19 protein-coding genes are annotated in these 24756 nt (G+C 50.6%); 4 read left to right on the plus strand and 15 right to left on the minus strand.

Annotated features, from left to right (window positions below; all coding sequences use genetic code 11):
- The first annotated feature begins 21 nt into the window (after positions 1–21).
- Entirely contained in the window at positions 22–1893 is a 1872-nt protein-coding gene (locus ACYVIY_RS08190; RefSeq protein WP_460975817.1) for a M61 family metallopeptidase, read from the plus strand.
- A gap of 56 nt (positions 1894–1949) precedes the next feature.
- On the opposite strand, the gene ACYVIY_RS08195 is transcribed toward ACYVIY_RS08190, so the two are convergent.
- The 9 genes from ACYVIY_RS08195 to ACYVIY_RS08235 all read right to left on the minus strand — a co-directional run bounded on the left by ACYVIY_RS08195 (position 1950) and on the right by ACYVIY_RS08235 (position 13215).
- Positions 1950–3200 (minus strand): sulfate adenylyltransferase subunit 1, encoded by a 1251-nt coding sequence (locus ACYVIY_RS08195; protein ID WP_460975818.1) that lies wholly within the window; start codon positions 3198–3200, stop codon positions 1950–1952.
- Between the two features lie 104 nt (positions 3201–3304).
- The gene (gene cysD / locus ACYVIY_RS08200) at positions 3305–4207 is read right to left on the minus strand and encodes a sulfate adenylyltransferase subunit CysD (RefSeq protein ID WP_460975819.1); all 903 of its coding nucleotides are present in this window, start codon (positions 4205–4207) and stop codon (positions 3305–3307) included.
- A 96-nt stretch (positions 4208–4303) separates the two neighbouring features.
- The gene (locus ACYVIY_RS08205; RefSeq protein ID WP_460975820.1) at positions 4304–5035 is read right to left on the minus strand and encodes a phosphoadenylyl-sulfate reductase; all 732 of its coding nucleotides are present in this window, start codon (positions 5033–5035) and stop codon (positions 4304–4306) included.
- 44 nt (positions 5036–5079) lie between these two features.
- Complete coding sequence (locus tag ACYVIY_RS08210; protein ID WP_460975821.1) at positions 5080–6180, minus strand: Gfo/Idh/MocA family protein; 1101 nt, start codon at positions 6178–6180, stop codon at positions 5080–5082.
- Between the two features lie 34 nt (positions 6181–6214).
- Positions 6215–7408 carry a trans-sulfuration enzyme family protein gene (locus tag ACYVIY_RS08215; protein WP_460975822.1) on the minus strand — a complete coding sequence of 398 codons (1194 nt, stop codon included), beginning with the start codon at positions 7406–7408 and terminating at the stop codon, positions 6215–6217.
- A gap of 103 nt (positions 7409–7511) precedes the next feature.
- On the minus strand, positions 7512–8543 hold the full coding sequence (locus tag ACYVIY_RS08220; RefSeq protein WP_460975925.1) for a sulfite exporter TauE/SafE family protein: 1032 nt from the start codon (positions 8541–8543) through the stop codon (positions 7512–7514).
- A 186-nt stretch (positions 8544–8729) separates the two neighbouring features.
- Positions 8730–9872, minus strand: coding sequence for a DUF819 family protein (locus ACYVIY_RS08225; protein WP_460975823.1), 1143 nt, complete (start codon positions 9870–9872; stop codon positions 8730–8732).
- 191 nt (positions 9873–10063) lie between these two features.
- Positions 10064–11257, minus strand: coding sequence for a S8 family peptidase (locus tag ACYVIY_RS08230; protein WP_460975824.1), 1194 nt, complete (start codon positions 11255–11257; stop codon positions 10064–10066).
- Positions 11258–11385: 128 nt separating this feature from the next.
- Positions 11386–13215, minus strand: a complete 1830-nt coding sequence (locus tag ACYVIY_RS08235) for a hypothetical protein (protein ID WP_460975825.1) — start codon at positions 13213–13215, stop codon at positions 11386–11388.
- A 138-nt stretch (positions 13216–13353) separates the two neighbouring features.
- Between ACYVIY_RS08235 and ACYVIY_RS08240 the strand changes: the two genes are divergently transcribed.
- Complete coding sequence (locus ACYVIY_RS08240) at positions 13354–16344, plus strand: leucine--tRNA ligase (protein WP_460975826.1); 2991 nt, start codon at positions 13354–13356, stop codon at positions 16342–16344.
- Between the two features lie 433 nt (positions 16345–16777).
- Here the strand turns inward: ACYVIY_RS08240 and ACYVIY_RS08245 are convergent, their stop codons facing one another.
- The 4 genes from ACYVIY_RS08245 to ACYVIY_RS08260 all read right to left on the minus strand — a co-directional run bounded on the left by ACYVIY_RS08245 (position 16778) and on the right by ACYVIY_RS08260 (position 19702).
- On the minus strand, positions 16778–17791 hold the full coding sequence (locus tag ACYVIY_RS08245) for an LLM class flavin-dependent oxidoreductase (RefSeq protein WP_460975827.1): 1014 nt from the start codon (positions 17789–17791) through the stop codon (positions 16778–16780).
- Between the two features lie 78 nt (positions 17792–17869).
- A complete protein-coding gene (locus ACYVIY_RS08250) occupies positions 17870–18166 on the minus strand; it encodes an ArsR/SmtB family transcription factor (protein WP_460975828.1) in 297 nt (98 codons plus the stop codon).
- Between the two features lie 143 nt (positions 18167–18309).
- Positions 18310–19053: an SDR family oxidoreductase gene (locus ACYVIY_RS08255; RefSeq protein WP_460975829.1), complete on the minus strand. Its 744-nt coding sequence runs from the start codon at positions 19051–19053 to the stop codon at positions 18310–18312.
- A gap of 61 nt (positions 19054–19114) precedes the next feature.
- Positions 19115–19702 carry a TetR/AcrR family transcriptional regulator gene (locus ACYVIY_RS08260; RefSeq protein ID WP_460975830.1) on the minus strand — a complete coding sequence of 196 codons (588 nt, stop codon included), beginning with the start codon at positions 19700–19702 and terminating at the stop codon, positions 19115–19117.
- A gap of 169 nt (positions 19703–19871) precedes the next feature.
- On the opposite strand from ACYVIY_RS08260, the gene ACYVIY_RS08265 reads away from it, so the two are divergent.
- The gene (locus ACYVIY_RS08265) at positions 19872–20744 is read left to right on the plus strand and encodes a glycerophosphodiester phosphodiesterase family protein (protein ID WP_460975831.1); all 873 of its coding nucleotides are present in this window, start codon (positions 19872–19874) and stop codon (positions 20742–20744) included.
- Positions 20745–20747: 3 nt separating this feature from the next.
- Positions 20748–21134 carry a ribosomal maturation YjgA family protein gene (locus tag ACYVIY_RS08270; protein ID WP_460975832.1) on the plus strand — a complete coding sequence of 129 codons (387 nt, stop codon included), beginning with the start codon at positions 20748–20750 and terminating at the stop codon, positions 21132–21134.
- Positions 21135–21261: 127 nt separating this feature from the next.
- On the opposite strand, the gene ACYVIY_RS08275 is transcribed toward ACYVIY_RS08270, so the two are convergent.
- Together ACYVIY_RS08275 and ACYVIY_RS08280 are read right to left on the minus strand one after the other, a co-directional pair.
- A complete protein-coding gene (locus tag ACYVIY_RS08275; protein WP_460975833.1) occupies positions 21262–21822 on the minus strand; it encodes a type 1 glutamine amidotransferase domain-containing protein in 561 nt (186 codons plus the stop codon).
- Between the two features lie 169 nt (positions 21823–21991).
- Positions 21992–24748 (minus strand): TonB-dependent receptor, encoded by a 2757-nt coding sequence (locus ACYVIY_RS08280; protein ID WP_460975834.1) that lies wholly within the window; start codon positions 24746–24748, stop codon positions 21992–21994.
- Between the last annotated feature and the right edge of the window lie 8 nt (positions 24749–24756).

Below are 24756 nucleotides of genomic sequence, written 5' to 3' on the forward strand. Positions count from 1 at the left end.
CGAAGGTATTCCCGTTTCCGTATGAAAAAAAACGCCTGGCTATTTTATTTACTTACTGTCTGGACACTTTCTGCTCCTCAACAAACGTCTGCTAAACCACGATTAATCAATGATGAAACGCCAGTAGCACCCGCTCCGGCTATAACGTACAGACTGTCAATGCCCGAGCCGCAAACCCATTATTTTGAAGTGGAGATGCAGCTCGCTAATGCCGCCACTGCAACAAACGCGAAGAAAAACGGGTATGTCGACATCAAGATGCCCGTCTGGACACCCGGCTCTTACCTGATTCGGGAGTACGCCAAAAACGTCGAAGGGTTTACGGCGTTTTCGGGTCGCGACGCGGCATCGGGTAAACCGGTGCGTAGTGAGAAAATTCGGAAGAACACCTGGCGCGTCTATTCCGGCGACGACAACCTAACGATTCGGTACCGGGTTTACGCCAATGAACTGACCGTGCGCACCAGCTACGTGGATATTGACCACGGCTACGTAACGCCCGCCAGCATGTTCATGTACCACGACGCGCTGAAGAGTCAGCCGTTACGTGTGGTTGTTCAGCCGTATAAAGATTGGAAAACCGTAACAACGTCGTTGAAGTCTGTTTCTGGTGAGGCTAATACCTTCGAAGCACCAGATTACGACCTGCTGGTTGACTCGCCTTTTGAGATCGGTAATCAGCGCATATTCACCTTTACAGCCTCCAACATTCCGCACCGGGTGGCTATGTTCGGTGAAGTTGATTATAACGAGCAGCGTTTAGCCGCCGATTACAAACGGGTTTGTGAGGAGGCTGCTACGGTAGTGGGTGAGCATCCATGCCAGGATTACACGTTTATTGTACACCACATTCCTCAGGGTGGGGGTGGCCTGGAACACCTGAACTCGACTACGTTAGAAACCACCCGCTATGCCTACGCTACAGAATCCAATTATAAAGGTTTTTTTACGCTGGTAGCGCACGAATACTTCCACCTCTGGAATGTAAAGCGGATTCGCCCCATTGCGTTAGGGCCGTTCGACTACGAAAACGAGAATTACACGCACATGCTTTGGCTGTCGGAGGGCTGCACGTCGTTTTATGAAGATTACATCCTTCGTCGGGCCGGTTTCCATACGCCGGAGGCTTATCTGAATATCGTTGCCAACGACATTAACGGAATTGAAAATCAGCCAGGTAGCCGTGTGCAGTCAGCTTCAGAATCAAGTTTCGACGCGTGGATCAAAGGGTACCGGCCCAATGAAAACTCGGCGAACAGTACGATTTCGTATTACAGCAAAGGCAGCGTACTGGGCACCTTGCTTAACCTGGCTATTCTGGCGGGAAGCAACGGCGAACGGAGCATGGACGACCTCATGCGCTTACTGTACAATGAGTATTACAAAAAGCAGAAGCGCGGATTTACCGATGAAGAATTCCGTCGGGCGGCCGAACAGATTGCCGGACGGAGTCTGGACGATTTCTTCAACGTAGCCGTTAACAGTACCAATCCTATTGATTACAACGCCTATTTCGCACCGGTTGGCTTAAAACTCACCAATGTAGCCGCCAGAGTGCAGGATGGATTTCTGGGCGTGGGAACAAGTGTACAAAATGGGAAAGCCGTAATAACGAGTGTTCGGCGCGGTTCCGCGGCTTACACGGATGGATTGAACGTCGGTGATGAAGTGATTTCGGTGGATGGTGTCCGCGTTGGGGATGATCTCCTACGATTTATCGGCGGGCGTCGCGTGGGCGACAAGCTTACCATTCTGGTCAACCGGGCGGGGCTGCTGCGCGAGATTCCGGTCACGCTTACTCAAAATCCGTTAGTTAGCTATCGCCTAGAGCCGGTGTCAAGTCCGACGCCAGCGCAACGAACGTTATATAACAAATGGTTGTACATTAAGTAAAGCAAAACGGGCTCGGCAATTCGCCGAGCCCGTTTTGCTTATAATAAAGTTTACTGCTAAGCTTCGCCAACGAGCATAAGTGCTCCAACTGTTACGTTGCTGGTCTCATCGATCAGAATAGCGCCCCCCGTAGCCCGGTTTTGCTGATACGTATCAAAGCTGATCGGCTGAGCAGTACGTAGTACAACTTTAGCCAGATCGTTCAGTTTAAGGCTGTCGACGCCCTCCGTTTCTTCGTAGGTATTGACGTTCAACTGATACACGATTTCCCGCACGGAGCAGCGCGTACGCGCCGTACCTACCTGTAAGACGTATTTGTTGCCAACTTTAAACTCTTTCGTGTCCATCCAGCAAAGCATCGCTTCGACCGTCTGACTCACGATAGGTTGATTATCTGTGCGAACGATGAGGTCACCCCGGCTGATATCTACGTCGTTGGCGAGGTGCATCACCACCGACATCGGCGCGAACGCTTCTTCGTAATGATTCTCGGCGATCTCGATGGCGTCGATGGTTGACGTTTCCCCCGATGGAAGCACGGTGATCGAGTCGCCTTTACGGAAGTGACCGCTAGTGATTTTACCAGCATAACCCCGGTAATCGTGCAACTCAGCGGTTTGTGGCCGAATGACGTACTGAACCGGGAAACGTCCCTGTTCGGTGTTTACTTCGTCATTGATCTCGACTGTCTCGAGGTGTTCTAATAGGGCTGGCCCTTCATACCAGGACATAGCGCTGGATTTATCAACGACGTTATCACCGTTCAACGCGCTAAGCGGAATATAAGTCACTTCATTAACGTTCAGCTTTTTCGCCAGCTCAGCATATTGAATGCAAATGTTGGAGAAGACATCCTGTGAGTAGTTGACCAAATCCATTTTGTTGACGGCTACCACGATGTGCGGAATGCCTAACAATGAGGCAATGAGCGAGTGACGACGCGTCTGCTCGACCACGCCATGCCTTGCATCGACCAGCACAATAGCTAACTGGCAGTTTGACGCGCCCGTTACCATGTTTCGGGTATACTGAATATGTCCCGGTGCATCGACGATAATAAATTTACGCTTAGGCGTCTGGAAATAGCGGTAGGCTACGTCGATGGTAATGCCTTGTTCGCGTTCAGAACGCAGACCGTCGGTCAGTAAGGCGAGGTCAATTTCGCCGTCGTCACGACTTTTACTGGCGCGTTCGATGGCTTCCAGCTGATCAGCCAGAATAGATTTTGAATCGTATAGTAATCGCCCGATGAGCGTGCTTTTGCCGTCGTCAACGGAACCGGCGGTTATAAATCGAAGAAGATCCATTTTTGTAATGAGTGAAATCGGACCGCAACGGCGGACCGTCGCCGAAGCGGAGTGAGTGAGCTAATGAGTGGTGCTACTTGCTTTTGACTGTACTCTTCGCTCAATCAAAAATACCCGCCTTTTTTGCGGTCTTCCATAGCGGCTTCGGAGAGCTGGTCGTCCATACGCGTTTCGCCCCGTTCGGAGATGCGGGTAGCCTGAATCTCGTCGATAACAGCATCTAATGTATCGGCCTGCGATTCGGAGGCTGCTGTGCAGGAAATGTCACCCACGGTGCGGAAACGAACCCGGCGGTTAACGATCTGATCATCGGGTTCTGATTTGATGACCCCACCAGCCGTTGCCATCAATTTGCCATCGCGAACGATCAACTCGCGCTCGTGGGCAAAGTAAATGCTCGGTAAGTCTATTTTTTCGCGCCGGATGTAGTTCCAGACGTCGAGTTCAGTCCAGTTCGAGATTGGGAAGACACGGACGTTTTCCCCTTTATGGATTCGGCCGTTATACAGGTTCCACAATTCAGGCCGTTGGCGTTTGGGGTCCCAAGAGCCGAATTCGTCACGTACGGAGAAGACGCGCTCTTTGGCACGGGCTTTCTCTTCGTCCCGCCGGGCCCCGCCGATGCAGGCGTCGAATTCAAACTCTTCGATGGCGTCGAGTAGCGTGAACGTCTGGAGGCCGTTGCGCGTAGCATTACGTCCGGTAGGCTCTTTTAGCTTCTTTTCCCGAATGGTGTCTTCTACGTAACGGACAATAAGCTTCTCGCCAATTCGGTTGGCCAGATCATCGCGAAAGTCGAGAGCCTCCTGGAAGTTATGCCCCGTGTCGATGTGAACCAGCGGAAAAGGGAATTTGCCGGGGCGAAACGCTTTCAGCGCCAGATGCACCAGGGTAATGGAATCTTTGCCACCCGAGAAAAGCAACGCAGGGCGCTCAAACTGCCCGGCTACTTCCCGCATAATGTGAATAGCTTCGGACTCGAGCTGATCTAAATAATCCAGTTTCATAAAGTGAACGAGTGAATGAGTGCATGAGCGAGAGACCGGGCCGCCGGAGCGGTGCATACGCGTTTACTGAACTCTCTCAGCTTTACTCTCTTTTCTTTACGGTTTAAATGCCTCTTCGTGCGTGTGTAGTCCGCATTCCTTCTTCGAATTGTCTTCCCACCACCAGCGACCAGCGCGGAAGTCTTCGCCCTCTTGGATGGCACGTGTGCAAGGCTGACAACCTATACTGACAAAGCCCCGATCGTGAAGAGGGTTGTACGGTACGTGGTGATCTTTGATGTATTGCTTAACCTCGTCGAAAGACCAGCTCAACAGCGGGTGGAACTTGAACAGATTGTGCGAGTCATCCCATTCAAGCTGAGTCATGGTTTGCCGATTGGTTGACTGTTCAGAACGGATACCGGTAATCCATACTTTTTGCCCGGCCAGCGCCCGATTCAGAGGTTCCACCTTACGAATAAAGCAGCACTCCTTCCGATTTTCAATCGACTCATACATGCTGTATGGTCCCTTACCCGTCATCAGGCTTTCGACCATCTCCTGCTTCGGAAAATACGTTTCGATCTTGGTAGCGTACCGGTCGTTCGTTTTCTTCCAGACGGAGTAGGTCTCCGAAAACATGCGACCCGTGTCCAGCGTGAAGATCTTGATCGGAATGTCGTTTGCCAGAATGAGATCGGTGATGACCTGATCTTCGTACCCTAAACTGGTTGAAAAGACAACCTCACCAGGGAAGAGTTCGGCCAATGTCCGCAAGGCCTCTACGTTGCTCTTGCCACGTAGTTGCTCCGTCAGCGACGCGAGGGTGGGAGTTGGTTCGGCAATCATAGTTGGTGTCAGGTTTTATACCTGTCTGTTTTCAAAAAATATAGTCACTTCAACGCCACGGGTCGGCCACTTTTTGCTGACTGACGGGCAGCATCCAGGATTTCCATGACGATCATGTTGTTCTCTAAGGACGTCAATTCGTCGGATTTAGTTTCACCGTGCAGCAATTGCGCCAGATACGCAAACGGGTCAGTAGCAGGCGCATCCGCCTTGGCCGCTTCGGTGGGTCGTTCCGCTTTTTCATCTTTCAACCGGACCCGCATTCGCGTACCGTCGAGCGTAAGAACGTAACCAGTTTGGCCATACACTTCCATATCTTTCCGGGCGAACGGCCAGTTCCACGACGCCTGAATGATGGTTTGCGTTTTCGGATACGTCAGGATAATCGTGGCTTCATCGTCTACCTTAGGATAGATGTCGGGTTTGATCTGCTGCGTAACGGCAAATACGGACATTGGCCGCTGATTATGCATGAGCCAGGTCGACAGATTGGCTCCGTAACAGCCGAAGTCGAACAAAGCGCCCGCGCCGTTGGTAACCGGGTCGGTTAGCCAATCCAGAAACTCGCTGGTTACGCCGATTTCTTTTGGACCCTGGTGACCGTCGTGGACAACGATCTTGCGCAGGTCACCAATAGCCTTGTCGGTATTGACGAGCGCGTAGGCTTTGTGGTTGCTGCTGTACCAGGTTGTTTCGTAATTCGTCAGTAGCTGAATCTTATGCTTCTGGGCCAGCGCCTGCATTTGCTTCGCGTGATCGAGGCTCACTGCCAGTGGCTTTTCAACCATGACGTGAACGCCCAGCGGAGCACAGATTTTTACCGTTTGCAGGTGATCGACAATCCGGCCAAAGTCAGTAACCGCTTCAGGCTTGGTCTTTTCGAGCATTTCGGCAATACTCGGGTAAACCAGGCTGATTGGAAACCCGTACTGTTTGGCGTACCGTTCGGCCAGTTGTCGGTTCGGCTCGGCAATGCCGACAATCTCGATGTCGGTCTGATTCTGCTGACGATACGCTTTCGAAAAAATGCCATGTACATGCGTATGTACTAAACCGACTACGCCAACCCGTAGCGGTTTTTTAGATGTTTGAGCCGAGGTGACGTAGCTTATGAGAGCCATCACTAGCAGGAGAGTAATACGCATGATTAACAATCGGTTAGAGTTTCGGACTAACCCATTAGTGGACGTTTTCTTTGACGACCTCCGCCGACTTTTCAACGGCTTGGGTAAAATCTTCTATTAAATCATCAATAGCCTCTAAACCTACTGATATCCGGATCAGTCCCGGCGTAATTCCCAGGGCTGCTTTCTCTTCAGGCTTCAGTTTCGCGTGCGTGGTCGTGTTCGGATTCGTAACAATCGTCCGTGAATCACCCAGGTTTGAGGAGAGGGTCGGGATTTGCAGGGCGTCGAAAAAAGCTTTTACCCGTTCAAAGCCCCCGGCTAGTTCGATCGTAACAACCGCTCCACCCGCGCTCATCTGCCGTTTAGCCAATTCGTACTGTGGGTGCGAAGACAGGAACGGATACAAGACACGATCAACATCGCTATGCGCTTCCAGCGCTTCGGCCAGTTGTAATGCATTCCGGCAGTGGCGCTCCATGCGTAGGTCTAGCGTCTCCAGACTTTTCGACAGTACCCAGGCATTGAAAGGTGACAAGGAGGGGCCAGTATGGCGAGCAAAGAATCGAATCGGCTGAATCAAATCGGCACGCCCCACGACAATACCCCCTAATACACGACCCTGACCATCCATGAACTTCGTAGCGGAATGTACAGAAAGGTCGGCACCTAAATCAATGGGTGTTTGCAGAATTGGCGTAGCAAAGCAGTTATCGACGTTCAGGATGAAGCCGTACTTAGCTTTCAGGCGAGCCAGCATTTCCAGGTCAACCAGTTCGAGACCGGGGTTTGAAGGGGTCTCCAGGTAAACCATGCGTGTATTGGGCTGCATAGCCGCTTCCCATTCCGCTTCAGTAGCCGTCGCATCCACATAGGTGTGGGTGATGCCCCACTTGCTCAGAATCTGCGTGATGATCTGGTGAGCAGACCCGAAAAGGGCGCGGCAAGCTACCAGGTGATCGCCCGATTTTAACAAACCCCCCATGCTGACAAACACGGCGGCCATACCGGTTCCGGTGGCGATTCCTTCTTCCGCATTTTCGAGCATGCAAACCTTGTCGACAAACTCCGTTACGTTGGGGTTGGAGAAGCGCGAATAGATGTTACCGGCTTCGGTTTCTTCAAAGAGCGCTTTGCCTTGTTCAGCACTTTCAAAGGCGAAACTGGAAGTTAGGTATAGTGGAACCGAGTGCTCCCGATTTTGCGACTTCGCTGTCTGTGTACGAATCGCTTTAGTTTGTTTTTTCATCAATCAGTTGTCGTTGATTGTCATTGGGTCATTGCGTTGCTTTAAGGTGTAGCCTTGCGGCTACGAAAAACTGAAGAACGGGTTAATGACGTAGTGTGAATGACTAAAAGAACATAATAATTTTCCGCAAACTTACGAGGATAACCACGATCCCGACGAGTACCATCATGGTTTTAACGGGCAAGCGTTGCGATAACATGGCTGCGATCGGAGCCGCTATCATACCGCCCAGAATCAACCCAATAATAACCATACCGTAGTTGCCCAGTCCAGCATAAAGGGCGAATACTACAGAAGAGGCAAAGGATACAAAGAACTCGGCCAGGTTTACCGAACCGATCGTATAGCGCGGATGCCGACCTGCAGCAATCAGCGTTGAGTTAACGATAGGCCCCCAGCCCCCTCCACCAATGGCGTCGACAAAGCCGCCGAACCAGGCTAACAGGCCAATGCGCTTCACCGGCTTTTTCTTGATCCGTTTGGTGAGGGCTTTCTGGATAATCAGAATACCAAGAATAGCCGTATACACCGAGATAGCCGGTGACAGGTAATCGGCGACGACTTCTAGGTCGGCTAGTTTGGTGATTAGAAATGCGCCCAATGCAGCGCCAATAACCCCCGGAATCAGGACGGCTTTGAACAGGCGGCTGTTGATGTTGCCGAATTTCAGGTGCATATAGCCCGATACGCCACTCGTAAAGATCTCTGAACTGTGCACGCTGGCCGTAGCGAATACCGGACTGATGCCTACGCTGGTCAGAAACGTTGTGGCGGTAACCCCATACGCCATTCCCAGGGCACCGTCGATCATCTGGGCAACGAAGCCGGCCATCAGGAAGTAAAAAATATCGGGCGTCAGGTCAATCGCTCCGGCCATTAGCGTCAGCCGGTCTAAGGTGAAGTAACTGAAGAGCAGATGACCAACAATCATCAGAGACAAAGCCGAAAAGACGTAGATGGCAATCTCCGTTCGATTACGTCGACGCAGCAGCGGATTAGGGGCCGAATTTGGCGTACTGATTTTGGCATCAGGAAACGCAGCACGTAAGGCATCAGCTTGCTCCGAAGCACGCTCGGGGTCACCCTGGAGGCTAATTTTCAGGCCATTTAGATTGATAACGGGTGCTGTGACCATCGTAGAATCACCCGTCGCATCTAAATCGGTTTCCTCCTGATTATTCATAATGCTTGTATTCTATAGAATAAATAGATTAATTCCTTTATGAAAAACGGCACTTAGCTGTGCCGCGTTGTTAGATGAAGGAGTTGCTGCAAAGGTAAGGAATTAAGAAACCAACTCACAAGAGTCCGCGTAAAGTACTTAGCCCGCTCGAAGTATTTCGGCTACTAGAATGCCCAGGTAAGTTCCGATTGCATTGCCCAACGTGCCAACAAGCACGCCCGGTAGTTGAAGGTCAGGACGATTCAGACTTTTAGCGAGTGCTGAAGCTGAAGTAGCCCCTCCAATATTTGCCTGGGACGCAATGCTCAGAATGTCCCAGTCTTGCTTGAATAAAGCGCCAATCCCAAACAAGAGTACAGCATGAATAGACACCAGTAGAAAAATCATGCCAAATAAGACAATGGCTAGTTGACCATCACTAATCAATGCCGCTACGTCGCAGTAAGCGCCAATGACAGCTAGGAATACGTAAACACCAAACAGACCTAGTAGCCTTGCTCCACGCAGCTTATTAACCCTTCGAAATTGCGCCAGAATTAACGCAAGGGACGTTAAGACCAACACAAAAGGAAGAGTGGGAAAAGCCGCAGAAATCTGTTTAGCCAGGAAGATTGAGCCAAACCCCAAGCCAAGCAGTAAGCCCAGATCATTGGGATTCATTGTCTCGGCGTCCGAAAAGGAATCGTCGACCACAGAAGAACCGGCGGGGGCTGTTTTTAACAAATGGCGCGGATACCGTTGCTGAAAGAATTTGGGTAACACGATGGTGGCCGCCATCCAAAGTGCTGTCATAATGTTGTCGGCAGCCGTTGCCGCAACAAATAGATTGCCCGCCTTCGAAACACCATAATGCAGGGCAACAGCATGAAAGTTGATACTGCCACCAATGTAGGTCCCCGTAAACATACCCGCCAGTGCGTAATAGTGGTAACCAACAGTAGTAGACGCTGAAAACAACCAGACACCCGTGAAAACACCGATAACAACGCTTGCGGAACCAATCAGATACATGCTAAGCATAGGCAAACCAGCCTGTTTGAGGTCCTTTAGATTGACACTCAATAGGAGCAGGAAAAGCGCGAATGGAGCGACATAACTGAATATGCCATCATAAACCAGCGTGTCAGTGGTGGGTATAATCCGCAGATTAGCCTCGATGGCGGTCAAAATAATGACCAAAAGGGCAGTTCCGATATGTTTAAAGCCAGGCTTACGGGTTAGCCATTCGCAAATGACAACATTCAACGAAAGAACGAACAGGATGAAGACCGAGTCTGACACGAAGGCAAGTGTATAATGAATAAAAGTGCTTAAGCATGTAAACTATCAGATAAAGTCATTAAATGCAAAATGAAGTTTTGGTAGTTATGGATTTTGCAGAATAATAAGTTAGTAAGCATGATGCTGGCTGTGCTATGAAAAAGGCGTCAAAACCTGGTTCTGACGCCTTTGTATACGGATCTAAGCTAAATCTACTCCCCAGCCATTGGATCGGCCTTACCGTCAGGGTCGCCCTGCACAAAACCACGCGTTGGAAGCTTGTTGCCACGAATGAGCAGCAAACCCGCTACGTGCGGTGTGGCCATTGATGTACCGCTCAGGATAGCGTATTTGCCGTCTTTGTACGTAGAGGTGATGCGAACGCCGTAGGCGCAGACATCAACGCTGCTGCCGTAGTTAGAAAACGACGCAAACTTATTCGCGCGGTCCATGGCCGATACGGTAAATACGTTCTGGTGATTGACCCGGGCGGGCGAGTACTCATCGGCGTTCTTGCCCTCATTACCCGACGCAATCGCGAATAAAATACCGGCGTTGGCCGCTTGCGTAATGGCTCGGTCGAGGGTAGCCGATGTACCTTCACCGCCTAAACTCATGTTGACGACATCACCCGCTTTGCCATTCTTAGACACGTAATTAACGGCCTGTATAATGCCCGACAGGCGTCCTTCGCCTTCGTCGTCCAGCACTTTTAAGGCGACTAGTCGAGCCCCCGACGCAACACCCGTGATGCCGACCGTATTGTTCTTAGCACCTATGATGCCCGCTACGTGGGTGCCGTGCCCATTCTCGTCATCGGCCGACGTTTGGCCACTCACAAACGATTTACTACGTTGCGTATCGACGTTCAGATCAGGATGGTCGAGGTCAATGCCCGTATCGATAATCCAGACTGTTTTATCGGTTTGCAAGTCGCCCCGGCCGTAGCCCGTTTGTTGAATATTCCACGTAATGGTTGAAGACACCGTCACATCAACGCAATTGCAGATCGACATAATGCGGTCCGGCTCAACCATGGCAACGGCCGGATCTTGCCGGAGCTGCATCGATTCTTCGTCGGTCAGTTGAGCCAGAAAACTTGCCTGCTCACCAGATGCTAATAAAGTTGCCTGCTTGTTGGCGATATGATGGCGGGTTAGCAGCTGGTCAACGGCTGTCTGGGCAGCGCTAGACCGGGCGTTTGGGGCCGTCGGTAGCGCCTGGGTAGGTTGATACGTAACGATATAGGAACCGGCTATAGTCTGGCCGTTGTTGGCCGATGCTTTAACCAGACAATCGGGGGAGATACTGGCCGGTTGCACATCCTGATCAGAATGACAACTAAGCATACCTAACCCTAAAAGAGCCACGTTAATGAGCGTCGCCAGGGTGAAGAAACGTTGCATGAATGTGTACGAAAACAGGGGAGAATCGAAAAATAAGTAACGTACAGATTAATTCATGCGTTGTTGGAAGTCAGGTAGTTATTGTGAAGAAATAACGCAAATGAACGAAATATGGTGTCCTGAATGCACTACTTTTTAATGCCATTTTTCAACGATATAAACTCCACTCGTCCGGCTTCCGGAAAGCTCGTTTTAGCAATTGGTAGTCCATAACGCGTGTGAAAGCCAGCGACTTGTTGGGGCGTCAGCAGGTCGGTATATAGATTGATGCCAGCGAAGTTATTTTTCGCGAGAAACCTGTCCAGGAATCGCCAGTCTTGATTCGTGAATACCCGCCCCGGTGCCAGGAGTCGTGGCCAGCCATCGCGCAAAAACGGTTGAATCTGATTAGGGTGCAGTCGACCGAAATACTGACCGACTACGTGCTTATCGTGAAAGCGACGATACGTAAACACGGAATTCTGTCGCTCGTAGTACGGGCACAGCCCTTCCTGCGCGCCAACGCCGTCAGCACCCACCGTGCAAAACGGCCAGTCGAGCACGGCGACACCGGGCTGTTGCTTAACCAGAGCGCAGTAGTTCATAAGGCTTTCCGACGCAACATTGACTGGTAGACTGACCCGCAAACGAAACGCATGCGTCCATTCGGAAAGCATCAAAAGACTGAGTAAGCAAGCCACCGTCCATCCGGTCCGGGTCGCTGGCCAGCGAATTGGTAACGCCAGTAAACAGAATAAGACTGGATAGATCAGGCTGGCACGACCACCGTGCCGATTAAAGCTGAACCAGGGAAATAATTTGAGCGTCGGCAGCGCCGTTGGGTGATACAACAGGCACAGCGCCAGCGTCAGCACAATGGGCAACCATAGGGTTATACGTTGGCGCGTTTGCCAAAGGCCAACACCCGCCAGAATAGTCAGGTATAAGCCAGGACTACCTTGCCCGTAACTCTCATACGTATCGAGTAGCCAGCGTTGATAGCCGGGCACTGCAAACGTATCGACAGAAGGTAAGTACGGTATAAAAAGCCGAAGGGGGTGCGACCAGGCGCGTAATTCAGGTACAGCCTCGAAATCAAACTGCCAGGCCGTGAACGCGATCTGTAGGGTTAAAGGCAGGTACAGGTAGATACTTAAGACAAGCAATAAACCCAAAACCCAGATTGTATACGGCTGTTTATGGTATTCTGTGACTACGTAAGACTGGATGCTCTTCCAGGAAAGCGGCTTTGAAGTGAACAGAGTAAATAGGAGAAACGGTGCCGTAATCGTTGTAACTGTTAACGCAAAGCCCGCTACGTACGCTAACTCCTGACTGAGCACCTGCACGTGCAGCCACATCCACAACAGTACGTACGCCAGAGAGATTGTCTTGTTCCTGATTAAATCGAATAAGAGCCGATACGTAGCAAGTATGCACAGCGTAGTCCAGTGCGCCGTGCATACGTTCATGTGGACCGGGAATTTGTAGATGGCGTAGAAATTAAATACCGATACAATCAGCCCAACAAGGAATGCTTTAGCCACACCAAAGCGAGGTTGCAGCAATAAGAACGAGCCGACCGCGGTAACAATCAGACTAAAGACGTAATAAAATTGAAGATAGGGGCCAGCACCATTGAACAGCGCATAACAGGTGGCATACCAGTAGTCGCGCTCGAAGCCCCAGTCCAGAAAAACCTGATTCGTCCCGTACGGATAAAACGTCTGATTATTAATCAGGTCTAAATGCGGGACAGGAAAAAGCGACAGGTTCTTACCAAAAAAATAGCCCACGTACTCATACACATCCGTATCCTTGCCATCGGAAAGTGGGTGTCGAAAGTCGCCGATAAACCAACTACTCAACGCGGCTGTCAGAATGCCTAACAGCAATGGCCAGAACCAGGAATTAAACCCAAAAACGGATCGGGCGGTGTTGGAAGCTGAGGTTAGAGAGACGTGGTGGGTTACCTTCATTCCGTATTAGCGGGTCTTCTGCGAAGCCTGAATAAGCAAAAGTCTTGGTAAACGGCTATTTTTGCAAGAAAACACGTAACGCGGCTGGAAAGCCGCATTCAGATACGGATTAAGCGGCTTTCCAGCCGCCATACTATTATGGCCGATTATAACCATCGCGAAACCGAACAGAAATGGCAACGGTTTTGGGACGAAAACCAGACCTATCGCACCGAGAATCACTCCGAAAAGCCGAAATACTACGTCCTCGATATGTTTCCGTATCCGTCGGGAGCGGGCCTGCACGTCGGGCACCCGCTGGGATACATCGCGTCGGATATCGTTGCGCGTTACAAGCGGCTGAAAGGCTACAACGTATTGCATCCGATGGGCTTCGACTCGTTCGGTCTGCCCGCCGAACAGTACGCCATTCAGACGGGGCAGCACCCGGCCGTTACGACCGAACAGAACCTGACCCGCTATATCGAGCAGTTGAAAAACATCGGCTTTAGCTACGACTGGAGCCGGGAGGTCCGCACGTCCGATCCATCGTATTACAAGTGGACGCAGTGGATTTTCATGGAGCTGTTCCGCTCGTGGTACAACAAAGACACTGATCGTGCCGAACCCATCGAAACGTTATTGCACAAATTCGCTACCAATGGTACGACGGATGTCAACGCCGTGTGCGACGAAGACGCGCCGACGTTCACCGCTGCCGAGTGGAACGCCATGTCGAAGCAGGAGTCGTACGAGATTACCTTAAAGTACCGGTTAACCTTCCTGGCTGATGCGGTGGTGAACTGGTGTCCGGCGTTAGGGACCGTACTGGCCAATGACGAGGTCAAAGACGGCGTATCAGAGCGGGGCGGGTACCCTGTTGAGCAGAAAAAGATGCGCCAGTGGATGATGCGCATTACGGCCTATGCTGATCGTTTGCTGACGGGTCTGGACACCATAGACTGGACTGAATCGATCAAAGAACAGCAACGTAACTGGATTGGTAAATCCGTGGGCGCGTCGGTTAAGTTTCCGCTAGCGGTGAATGAAAACCAGTTCATTGAAGTCTTTACAACGCGGGTAGATACTATTTATGGCGTTACGTTCATGGTGCTGGCTCCGGAACACGAACTGGTCGATCAACTAACTACGCCCGAGCAGCGTACCGCTGTCGACGCGTATGTGAACGCGGCTAAACTTAGTTCCGAGCGCGACCGTATGGCCGAAACCAAGGTCGTTTCGGGCGTATTTACGGGAAGTTACTGCGTGAATCCGTTTAGCGGTGAGCCGGTGCCGATCTGGTTAGCTGATTACGTCTTGGCCGGTTACGGCACGGGTGCGGTCATGGCTGTACCGTCGGGCGATCAGCGTGACTGGACGTTCGCTACGTATTTTAACCTACCGATTGTTCCGATTCTGGATACCCAGAAAGATATTGACAAGCAGGCTGATAACACGAAAGAAGGGCATTACATTAACTCCGGTATCATCAACGGCATGACCTACCAGGAAGCAACGGCTACGTTGATTGCCTGGCTGGAAGAGCGCGGACTAGGTAAGGGTAAAGTAAACTACCGGATGCGTGATGCGGTATTCAGCCGCCAGCGCTACTGGGGCGAACCCGTACCGGTCTATTTTAAAGATGGCGGCAACGGCCGGGCGCTACCTTATCTGATTGATGAGAAGGACTTGCCGTTGGGGTTGCCATCGGTCGACAAATACCTGCCAACTGAAACCGGCGAGCCGCCACTGGGCCGGGCCGAAGGTTGGAAATATCAGGGCGAGTACGACTATGAGCTAAGCACTATGCCCGGCTGGGCTGGTTCGTCGTGGTACTGGTATCGGTATATGGACCCGCACAACACCGGTGAATTTGCGTCGAAAGCGGCCATTAACTATTGGCAGAACGTCGACCTATACATTGGCGGAACGGAGCACGCTACGGGTCACCTGTTATATAGCCGCTTCTGGAACAAGTTCCTGAAAGACCGGGGCTACGTACCGCAGGAGGAGCCGTTCAAAAAGCTCATCAACCAGGGCATGATTCAGGGACGGTCAAGCATTTATCGAAGAATATCATTTTATAAGGGAATGATAGAAAATGCTAATGAAGAATCATCTACCGTCGTAGGGCAACTGTGCATCAGTCATGATATATTACAATTAGCTAACAAGGATGGTTATGAGGCTTTAGTTAATGCTACTCGTGAACAGTTCGGATTTGATATTGCAGAAAAAGTCGAACAAGCTATTGCTGGAAGGGTCTTTAATAAATTGGTTGATAATCATGACAATATTTTGGTAAGTGAACCAATCAGAGTGCCTATTCAAGCGGTAAGTAACGACGTACTTGACTTAAAAAAGTTAAGAGAATTGCGCCCTGATTTGATGGAGAACGCATATTTTCTACTTGGTAAAAACGGCGAATTCATTTGCGACTTTCTGGTTGAAAAAATGTCGAAACGGTACTCAAACGTTGAGAATCCAGACGACGTGGCTGAGAAATATGGCGCTGACGTACTGCGGCTATACGAAATGTTCTTGGGTCCGCTTGAGCAAGCTAAACCTTGGAACACCAACGGCATCGACGGCGTGTACCGCTTTATTCGCAAGTTCTGGCGGTTGTTTTATAAAGACAATGCCGATGGAATAAGCCATTGGATTGTAACCGATGAGCAACCAACACCTGCCGAGTTGAAGGTGCTACATCGGGCCATCCAGAAAGCCGAGAGCGATATTGAAGCGTATTCGTTCAATACATCGGTATCGGCCTTCATGGTATGCGTGAACGAGCTGACGAGCCTGAACTGCCACAAACGGGCCATCTTGCAGGATTTGGTTTTGATCTTGTCGCCGTACGCACCGCATGTCACGGAAGAACTTTGGGCCGCGTTGGGTAATGAGCCGGGCACGGTTTCAAAAGCATCATTTCCCAAATTCAACCCGGCTTATCTAGTTGAAGACGCGTTCGAGTACCCAATCCAGATCAACGGTAAAGTACGTACGACTATTAGCTTTGCCATCGACCGCGCACCCACGGAAATCGAGAAAGAAGTATTAGCTGATGAAATTGTTCAGAAATGGCTGGAAGGTAAAGCGCCTAAAAAGGTAGTCGTCGTGCCGAAGCGTATCGTTAACGTAGTCGTTTAAACTGACGAGAATCAGGTAAGTTTGTTGAATAGACGAAAAGGCAATGTATACCGCTGTAGATGGAATTTACGAAAACGGTCAATTAACGCTGACTGAGCAGCCACCAACTAATCGTCGGACAAAAGTTGTGGTATTGTTTCTTGATGAATCCGTATCTGATTCGAAGAAAGGCGTACGTTTAGGAAGTCTGAAAGGTAAGTATAGCATACCTGACGATTTCAACGCCCCACTAGATGATTTGAACGAATATATGTGATGGAAGGCGCTTATTTGGTTGACACACAGATTGCGATCTGGACTGTGATAAACCCTTCAAAGATTACTCCATCGGTTTCAATTGTTTGTTAATAGGAAAACGTATTGTTTCTAAAACTAGTAAGGCCACATCGCGCGGTGTGGCCTTACTAGTTTTAGAAACAATACGTTTTCCTATCTACACTTCGGCCACTGCCTCCTGATTTGCCAGGGCTGTGCGAACCTGTGCGGCAATCTCGATCGAATGGACTCGCGCTTTATGGTCGTAGATGGGAGCGGTTAGAATCAGTTCATCGGCTTGCGTTTGGGCAATGAGGCTGGCCAATTGGCGCTGCACCGTTTTGGGTGACCCCACGGCTGAGCAGCCCAGGACTTGCCCAATGCCGGCTAATTCATAGTCCGGCCAAACGGCGGTTAAGTCATCGACGGGAGGCTGCATCTGTACCGACTTACCGCGTCGGATGTGCAGAAACTGCTGTTGCACAGAGGTAAACAAACGTTCGGCTTCCTGATCCGTATCCGCGGCTACTACGTTAACCGCTACCATAGCATAGGGTTCGGCTAACTGAGCTGATGGCTTAAATCGTGTCCGGTAAATTTGCAGGGCCCGCATCAATTCGCCCGGCGCAAAATGGGAAGCAAAGGCATACGGTAATCCCAGCATAGCTGCCAATTGGGCACCGTACAGACTAGATCCCAAGATCCAGATCGGGACGTTCAATCCTTCGCCAGGAACGGCGTGCACAAACTGATTCGTATCGTCGGGCTGGAAATACTGCTGTAACTCCACAACATCGTGCGGAAACGTATCATGTACGTTCGCATCCCGTCGTAGGGCGTGAGATGTCGCCTGATCTGAACCAGGGGCGCGGCCTAAACCTAAGTCAATACGACCCGGATAAAGGGATTCCAACGTACCAAACTGCTCGGCAATCACCAGTGGGGCGTGATTCGGCAGCATAATGCCGCCAGAGCCTACCCGAATGGTTTTCGTGCCTCCCGCCACGTAGCCAATAACGACCGACGTAGCAGCACTGGCAATGCCCGGCATATTATGATGCTCAGCGAGCCAGTACCGGTTATACCCCCACTGCTCGGCATGTTGGGCAAGATCCAGGGAGTTTCGTAGGGCCTGCGAAGCTGAGCTTCCCGATACAATGGGAGAGAGGTCTAAAATTGAAAAGGGAATCATCTGTTTAAACGGTTTTTGCATCTGGGTGCTTCAGAGATGCATTTGAACGAAAGTCGTAATGAGAGACAGATAACTGAATCATAGCGAAGTCGTTATCTGTTGAGCTAATGCGCGAATGGCCGCTTCGTTGCGTTTATAATAAGTCCATTGACCAAGGCGGGTCGCATCAACCAAACCGGCGCGTTGCAGAATAGACAAATGCGTCGATGCCGTTGACGGTGATAAACCTGCCTTTTTTTGAATCGCGCCGACGCAAATGCCAACTTCATGGACATGCTGTTTTTCCAAGGCCGAAAAATGAAGGTCCGGGTCTTTCAACCATTCTAAAATCTTCAGCCGGACATCGTTGGATAAAGCTTTGAAAACGTCGCGCATCGGGTTAGTTAATCGTCATTTCGTAAAATAACGAAATGCTTATGGCTTTCGTTCTTGTTCCGTTTACATATGACTTGCAGAAAAAAAGCTGACACGTATCCCTCCGTGCCGGGAATACGCGTCAGCAAACACCGAATAACGTACTAGGCAGCCGCATTATAAGCTCGAACAGCAGCTTCTGGCGAGCTGAGATAGTGCTTATACATATGCTTCGTATCGCCATTCTGAATCTCGTATTGATTCGTAGCTAAACCCTCTAAGAGATCTTCGGCTACTACAGAGGTTGGCAGCATAGGAATGGTTAAGGCACTGGTCATGTCGGTAGCCACGAATGGAGGGAATACTTCAAAAACTTTAATCGTAGGCGTAGTTTGTTCCAGGGTTAACCGCAACGATTGGGTATAGGCGTGAAGAGCGGCTTTAGTCGCGCTATACGTAGCAATAAACTGAACAGGTACGTAAGCGGCAACCGAAGAAATATTGACTATCGCGGCTTCTTGTCGCTCGGCCAATAGAGGAAGAAATTTTTCGGTAAGCCTAATGATCGAGAGGTAGTTAACCTCCATTTCCTGTTTGGCTTTACCATAGGCATCCGCCGTTGCCGAAAGCTGATACGCATAAGCGGTGCCAGCGTTGTTTACCAGAATGTCGATTCCACCAAAATCACGTTTGATTTGCTCGACTAACCGGTCAACATCATCGGCATTCGTAACGTCCGAAACGATGGGGGTTGTGTTGGGTAAAGAAGCAGCGGCCGTATGAAGCTTTTCGGCATTACGACCAGTGATGATAATGCGGTTTCCCTGTTTGGCCAGTACGTTGGCAATGGCTAATCCAATGCCCGATCCACCACCGGTGATCAGGACTGTGTTATTCGTTGTGTTCATAGTTGTGAAATTGATTTGTTTAAAAAAAAAAGACCGATCGGTCTGTAATTGGGTAAAAAAATTAACGTGAATACTGGTTAATTTCTGTTTTGAGAAGGTCCACAAGCAAGCTCATCTGGTGGTTGCTGTTCTGAATCCGGCCAATTAATATAGCGCCTTCTAACATGGTAAACATCTTTATAGCAAACAGTTCAGCATCGAACGTGTCGTTAAATTCTCCGTTCGCGATTCCCTGGATGATTAAGTTCGATATTCTTGACTGCATCGCTTTGATCGACTGATTGACACGCTGTTTAATCACTGGATTTGTGTCATCAGCTTCCACGCCAAAGTTCAGGATAGGGCAACCGCCAAAATCGCTACGGAGCAGATTATCACGGTAATAGTCCAATAAAGCAAATAATTTTCCCTTGGCGGTAACCTCTTCGCTGGCATAGCCATCAATTTCGGTGGATAGCCTCTTCAACAGATAGTTGAATACCTCAAGGCATATCTCATCTTTATTCTCAAAGTTGCCGTAAACACCCCCTTTAGCCAGTTTAGTGGCTTCCATAATATCACTGATGGACGTACCGGCCATTCCCTTCCGATTGAAAATGGGGGCCGCTTTTTCAATGATAAACTGACGGGTTCGCTCTGACTTTGACATGATGTTGTAAATTTAGACCGATCGGTTTATTTTTGCAACTGTTTACTTGATTTATTTTCAATTGGTCGATTTGAACGATGAGGGTAACTATGTTGTGCTAAACTAAAACTTCATAAAGCGATATACGGACTTATTTCGGCGGCATACAGAGTTGACCTACCTTTGCAGTATGAAAAACCGCATTCTAATTAGTTTTGTACTCGTATCAATAGGAGCCTGCTCGCCTAAAATCGGCTCAAAGAACACGTCGGACAAAGCCTATGATTATTTTTCGTATAAGCCGAATCAGACGGCCAGAATCAGTGCTCACCGGGGTGGGGGCGATCTGAAAGGCTATCCTGAAAACTGCATCGAGTCGTTCGACTATCTGGCTAAGCGAATAGGCAGCTCAGCGCAACCTATTATTATTGAGTGCGACATTGACCTGACCAAAGACAGTGTGATGGTGATGATGCACGACGCTACGCTCGACCGCACGACTACCGGCACGGGTAAACTGATCGACAAAACCTACGCTGAGCTTGCCCAATACCGGCTGGAAGACAACCTGGGCAATGTGACGCCCTATAAAATACCGACGCTCGAAGAGGTACTTCGGTGGGGAAAAAACAGGGTTACGTTCACCCTTGATGTAAAACGGAACGTATCATTCGCGAAGGTGGTGGATATGATTCACAAAACCGGCACGGGCGCTATTGCGGCCGTGATTACGTATAACGCGCAGGATGCGGCTAAGCTCCACCAACTGGATCCGAATCTGATGATTTCGGTTACGATTCGCAACCGGGCTGAATACGATCGACTACGGGAGTTAGGCGTCCCCGACAATCGGATGGTGGCGTTCGTGGGGGTGAAAGAACCCGAAAAAGACTTGTATCAATTTTTGCATGAAAAAGGCATCGCCTGTATTCTTGGTACACTTGGCAACCTGGACAAGCAAGCCGTGGCCAAGGGCGATCAGGTGTATAAGACATTCGCCCAAAACGGAGCCGACATCATGTCTACCGACCGGCCACTTGAAGTTTGGAACGCGGTGAAATAAATCATGCGTCGCAACCGGCTGAATTACGTAGTGCTTACCATGCTAGTCCTGCTGGCGGGGTTGGCGTCCCGGCATTTCTGGGGCGACGTACCGTTTGTACGATCGTACGTCGGCGATGTACTCTGGGCGCTGATGGTGTTTCTCGGTATCGCCTGCGTCTGGAATCAGTTGCCGATTCGACGGGTAGCCGTGGCCGCGCTGCTTTTCTCGTTTGGCATTGAAGCTAGTCAACTCTACCATGCCCCCTGGATAGACAGTCTGCGGGCGACTCGGCTGGGTGGGCTGGTACTTGGGTTCAGCTTTGTCTGGAGCGATTTGCTTTGTTATACCATCGGCGTTCTGGCGGGGCTGTTGATCGCGCAGACGAATCTGAGTCGGCAAAGCGCGTAAATGGGTTACAAATTGACGAAAAAGACCTCCTTCCTGGCGTTGCATGATGTGATGCGTGGCTGGAAAAGGAGGTCTTAGTTTTATACTCCTGTCAAAATAAAAATAACCCGGAGTCGGCTAAGGATTGTTAGACCTGCTGGCCGACGTGAATGCCTTCCTTAATGATCTTGATTAGCTCCTGGTTAAACGCCGGAATATCGTCCGGCGTACGGCTGGTAACCAGGTTGCCGTCAACAACCACTTCTTCATCTACCCATTCGGCTCCCGCGTTACGTAGGTCGGTCTGGAGTGAAGGGTAAGAGGTTACTTTCTTGCCGTCAACCACCGCTGCTTCAATCAACATCATGGGCGCGTGGCAGATGGCCGCTACCGGTTTTTCAGCCTCGAAAAAAGCGCTCACGAACGATACCGCGTCGCTGTTCATGCGCAATTTGTCTGGATTCATAACTCCGCCGGGCAGGAGCAGGGCGTCGTAATCACCGGGCGTTGCCTCATTGAGTGCTTTATGGGCTTTGAACGTATCACCCCAATCGGTTTCGTTCCACGCCTTTACGTCGCCACCTTCGGGCGTAATCAAATCGGTTAGAAATCCTTCTGCTTCGAGCGCTTTGCGGGGTTCGGTCATTTCAACTTGCTCAAAACCCTCTGTCAGTAAGATGGCTATCTTTTTTTGTTCCTGATTTTCCATGGTTCGTCGAGTGATTTAAGTGCACTACTTCTTAACCGTATGTACCCGGAAAAGTTAGCCGAGAAACCGATTTTAGCCGATGCTTAACTAGTAAGTTGAATGTGAAGTATCGTAATTAATTATGAACCGTGTTAAATGTGAATCTCTGATTGTTCAAAGAAACCGGTTGTTAGCTGCCAAACCGGCGGAGGTTGTACACCAGACTGACCATGAAGTAGCGCTTCAGGACACGGCTTTGTATATCCTCTACGTACGAGTCGGCTGTATTGCGGACCAGGCTGCGATTCTGGTTCAGTAGATCAAATACCTGCACGCGTACCTCGCCTTGCTTACCTTTCAGGAATTGTTTTGCCAGCGCTACGTTCCAAAGCGTGAATCGCTGATTGTATCCCGCCGACCGGCCCGAGGTTGCCGTGTACGTTACGTCGCTCGTGAGAACGAAACGGAACGGTAATTCCCAGTATAGATCGGCGGTGGCATACTGCGACCAGAAGGCGGTATTCTGCCGGGGAAGCAGCGAGTAGGTAGCTGTCTGGTAGCTGATGTTGCCGCTGATGCCATAGTCAAACTTGCCGTTGTAAGTCGATTGTATTCGCAAACCCTGCCCAAGCGTAACGGTTCGGGATTCGTTCGTCTGGTCGTTGACAAAGCTAAGGCCACGGGTAAGGCCGCCGTTTGTGGTGAGATTGAGGCTATGTCGGATCGGCTGGAACGTTCGACTTAGCGATAGAAAACCATTGGCCGACCAGAACCCACCCGCATTTATCGGCTGAGTCGTTTGCGCACCGGCACTGTTGACCGTAGTGGCTGTGCTGATGCGGTTGTTGCTCTGGTTCAGGCTGGCAAACAAAAACAAACTCCGCGTTCCCATATTTCGTGATCCATTGACCGTCAACGTAACGGTATTGTAATATTCTGGCTGTAGCGACGGGTTGCCCAGGCGAATGTTCAGCGGATTTGTATTGTCGACAACGGGTTGTAACTGCGTCACCGAGGGGGGCGTGATGCGGGTTCGGTACTGAATGCGCAGGCTGCGATTTCCCGAGAACGTATAGCTGAACAGGGCGTTGGGCAGTACGTTCAGGTACCGGCTCGTTCGGCTAGTGTCTGCCGAACGGTTGTCTGCGCGAAGTTCGGCCTGCTGCACCTCAACTCCGAGGGCGTACGTATAGCGCAGTCGACGGGTTTGCACAGTTGCGCCCGCCCGATGCGTACTGAACGAGTTGGCAAAGCGATTACTCAGGCTCAGGTTGGGCCGGTCATACAGACCCGTTATTTCGTTCGCATCGCTGGCGTCGCGTTCGGCCCGGTTCTGAATGCTTCCGTACGCATAGCGAAATTCTAATTTCCGGGTCAACGATAGGGGTTCCGTATACGACAGCGTTAACGTATTTTGAAACGAATAGCTACTCTGGAGATTTCGTTGGTTGAGCCGGAAGGTGTTTGTTGAATTGGCACCCGTCGAGTCGAAAAAGGTGTTCAACGACTGGTTTAACGCGTTGGTCTCTCCATTCACCAGAACCGAATTCAGGTTAGCGGAGAAGCTTCGTCCTTCGCGCCTGAATTTCCGCATGAGCAGCAAGTTGTTGTACCCGTTGAAGCCATCGCCCGTTGAGCCGTACTGCGTTTGCCCGGTGTTCAGCAATACCCCATTGGATAGATACGAACGGCTGTCAGTTCGGCTGTTGAACCCGGTGGTCTGCCACGAGAGGGTGGGCGTAAGCCGAAGGCTGGTTAACGAGTCGAGCTGCCAGTCGAGTCGGGCGTTGAATCGGTGCGAATGCTGGCGGTTCTGCGAATAGTTGCTTTGATCGGTGTTGAAGGACCGGTCCGGCAGGATGTTCTCGCGACGACTTTGCTGGTCTGTAGTCGTGATGGCCTGATTCCAGAAATAGCTGGTCGCAAGCTCCGCCCGTTTGCCTACTTTATCCCGATAATTCAGACCAGCCGCTTTTGTCTCGATAATGTTCGTAGGCGTCTGATTGCCTCCCGGCCCCGTATTACCCGGTCCACCGACAAAAACGGGTCCCCCCGAACCACCTTGTCCGGGTGCGCTCCCATCACCTAGTGTAAAGTTCTGCTGGTTGAGGTTATTGGCCTGACTAATCAAGGAAATTTGTCGGCCGTTGTTAAAGCGGTTCAGGTTTAGCCGCCCCTGATACCGTTGCTGGGTTCCGGCACCAATCGAGTTCTGTCCGAAATATCCTTTCCGTTTATCCCGTTTGATGGTCAGGTTGATGGTACGTTCGCGGTTGCCGTCGTCAATACCCGAGAACTGCGATTGATCCGACGATTGATCATACAGCTGTACTTTATCAATGATGTCGGCGGGCAGGTTACGGGTCGCCATTTTGGGGTCGTTGCCAAAAAACGGTTTTCCATCTACGAGTACACGATTAACTGCCTGGCCCTGCGCTTTGATAGTGCCATCCCTAGCGACCTCTACACCGGGCAGCTTCCGCAAAAGCTCTTCCACCTGCGCGTTGGGCTGCGTCTTGAACGAATTAGCGTTGAACTCCAACGTATCGCCTTTGACGTCGATGGGCGCGCGTTCCTGCTTGACGACTACCTCGTTGAGCATGCTGGCCTGCTCGTTCATGCGGATGGTTCCGGCATCGACGATTGGCGCATCAGCAGGTACCGTTACGTAACGTGACGCATTTCCATATCCCAGAAAGGTGATAAGAAGCCGGTAGTTGCCAGCCGCTACGTTGCGAAAGCTAAACCGGCCGTCGCCATCCGTGGTCGTCGCATCAACATAGCCTGAATCCCGCGCCGTCAGCAACGAGACCGACGCCATACGTAACGGCTTGCTGCTTACCGAATCAATAGCTACGCCCTGAATTTCGGCCTTGCCCTTGCTTTTTTGGGCAAGGCCGACCGTCCAACTGAGCAGTAGGAAGATAACAAGAGGGAAGGTTTTCATGCGGGGTG

The organism is Spirosoma knui (assembly GCF_054780635.1).

Excerpts from the sequence above, each read along its gene's own strand:
- ACYVIY_RS08190 (WP_460975817.1), top strand. The coding sequence starts at position 22 with ATGAAAAAAAACGCCTGGCTATTTTATTTACTTACTGTCTGGACACTT.
- ACYVIY_RS08195 (WP_460975818.1), bottom strand. The coding sequence starts at position 3,200 with ATGGATCTTCTTCGATTTATAACCGCCGGTTCCGTTGACGACGGCAAA.
- cysD (WP_460975819.1), bottom strand. The coding sequence starts at position 4,207 with ATGAAACTGGATTATTTAGATCAGCTCGAGTCCGAAGCTATTCACATT.
- ACYVIY_RS08205 (WP_460975820.1), bottom strand. The coding sequence starts at position 5,035 with ATGATTGCCGAACCAACTCCCACCCTCGCGTCGCTGACGGAGCAACTA.
- ACYVIY_RS08210 (WP_460975821.1), bottom strand. The coding sequence starts at position 6,180 with ATGCGTATTACTCTCCTGCTAGTGATGGCTCTCATAAGCTACGTCACC.
- ACYVIY_RS08215 (WP_460975822.1), bottom strand. The coding sequence starts at position 7,408 with ATGAAAAAACAAACTAAAGCGATTCGTACACAGACAGCGAAGTCGCAA.
- ACYVIY_RS08220 (WP_460975925.1), bottom strand. The coding sequence starts at position 8,543 with ATGGTCACAGCACCCGTTATCAATCTAAATGGCCTGAAAATTAGCCTC.
- ACYVIY_RS08230 (WP_460975824.1), bottom strand. The coding sequence starts at position 11,257 with ATGCAACGTTTCTTCACCCTGGCGACGCTCATTAACGTGGCTCTTTTA.
- ACYVIY_RS08235 (WP_460975825.1), bottom strand. The coding sequence starts at position 13,215 with ATGAAGGTAACCCACCACGTCTCTCTAACCTCAGCTTCCAACACCGCC.
- ACYVIY_RS08240 (WP_460975826.1), top strand. The coding sequence starts at position 13,354 with ATGGCCGATTATAACCATCGCGAAACCGAACAGAAATGGCAACGGTTT.
- ACYVIY_RS08245 (WP_460975827.1), bottom strand. The coding sequence starts at position 17,791 with ATGATTCCCTTTTCAATTTTAGACCTCTCTCCCATTGTATCGGGAAGC.
- ACYVIY_RS08250 (WP_460975828.1), bottom strand. The coding sequence starts at position 18,166 with ATGCGCGACGTTTTCAAAGCTTTATCCAACGATGTCCGGCTGAAGATT.
- ACYVIY_RS08255 (WP_460975829.1), bottom strand. The coding sequence starts at position 19,053 with ATGAACACAACGAATAACACAGTCCTGATCACCGGTGGTGGATCGGGC.
- ACYVIY_RS08260 (WP_460975830.1), bottom strand. The coding sequence starts at position 19,702 with ATGTCAAAGTCAGAGCGAACCCGTCAGTTTATCATTGAAAAAGCGGCC.
- ACYVIY_RS08265 (WP_460975831.1), top strand. The coding sequence starts at position 19,872 with ATGAAAAACCGCATTCTAATTAGTTTTGTACTCGTATCAATAGGAGCC.
- ACYVIY_RS08270 (WP_460975832.1), top strand. The coding sequence starts at position 20,748 with ATGCGTCGCAACCGGCTGAATTACGTAGTGCTTACCATGCTAGTCCTG.
- ACYVIY_RS08275 (WP_460975833.1), bottom strand. The coding sequence starts at position 21,822 with ATGGAAAATCAGGAACAAAAAAAGATAGCCATCTTACTGACAGAGGGT.
- ACYVIY_RS08280 (WP_460975834.1), bottom strand. The coding sequence starts at position 24,748 with ATGAAAACCTTCCCTCTTGTTATCTTCCTACTGCTCAGTTGGACGGTC.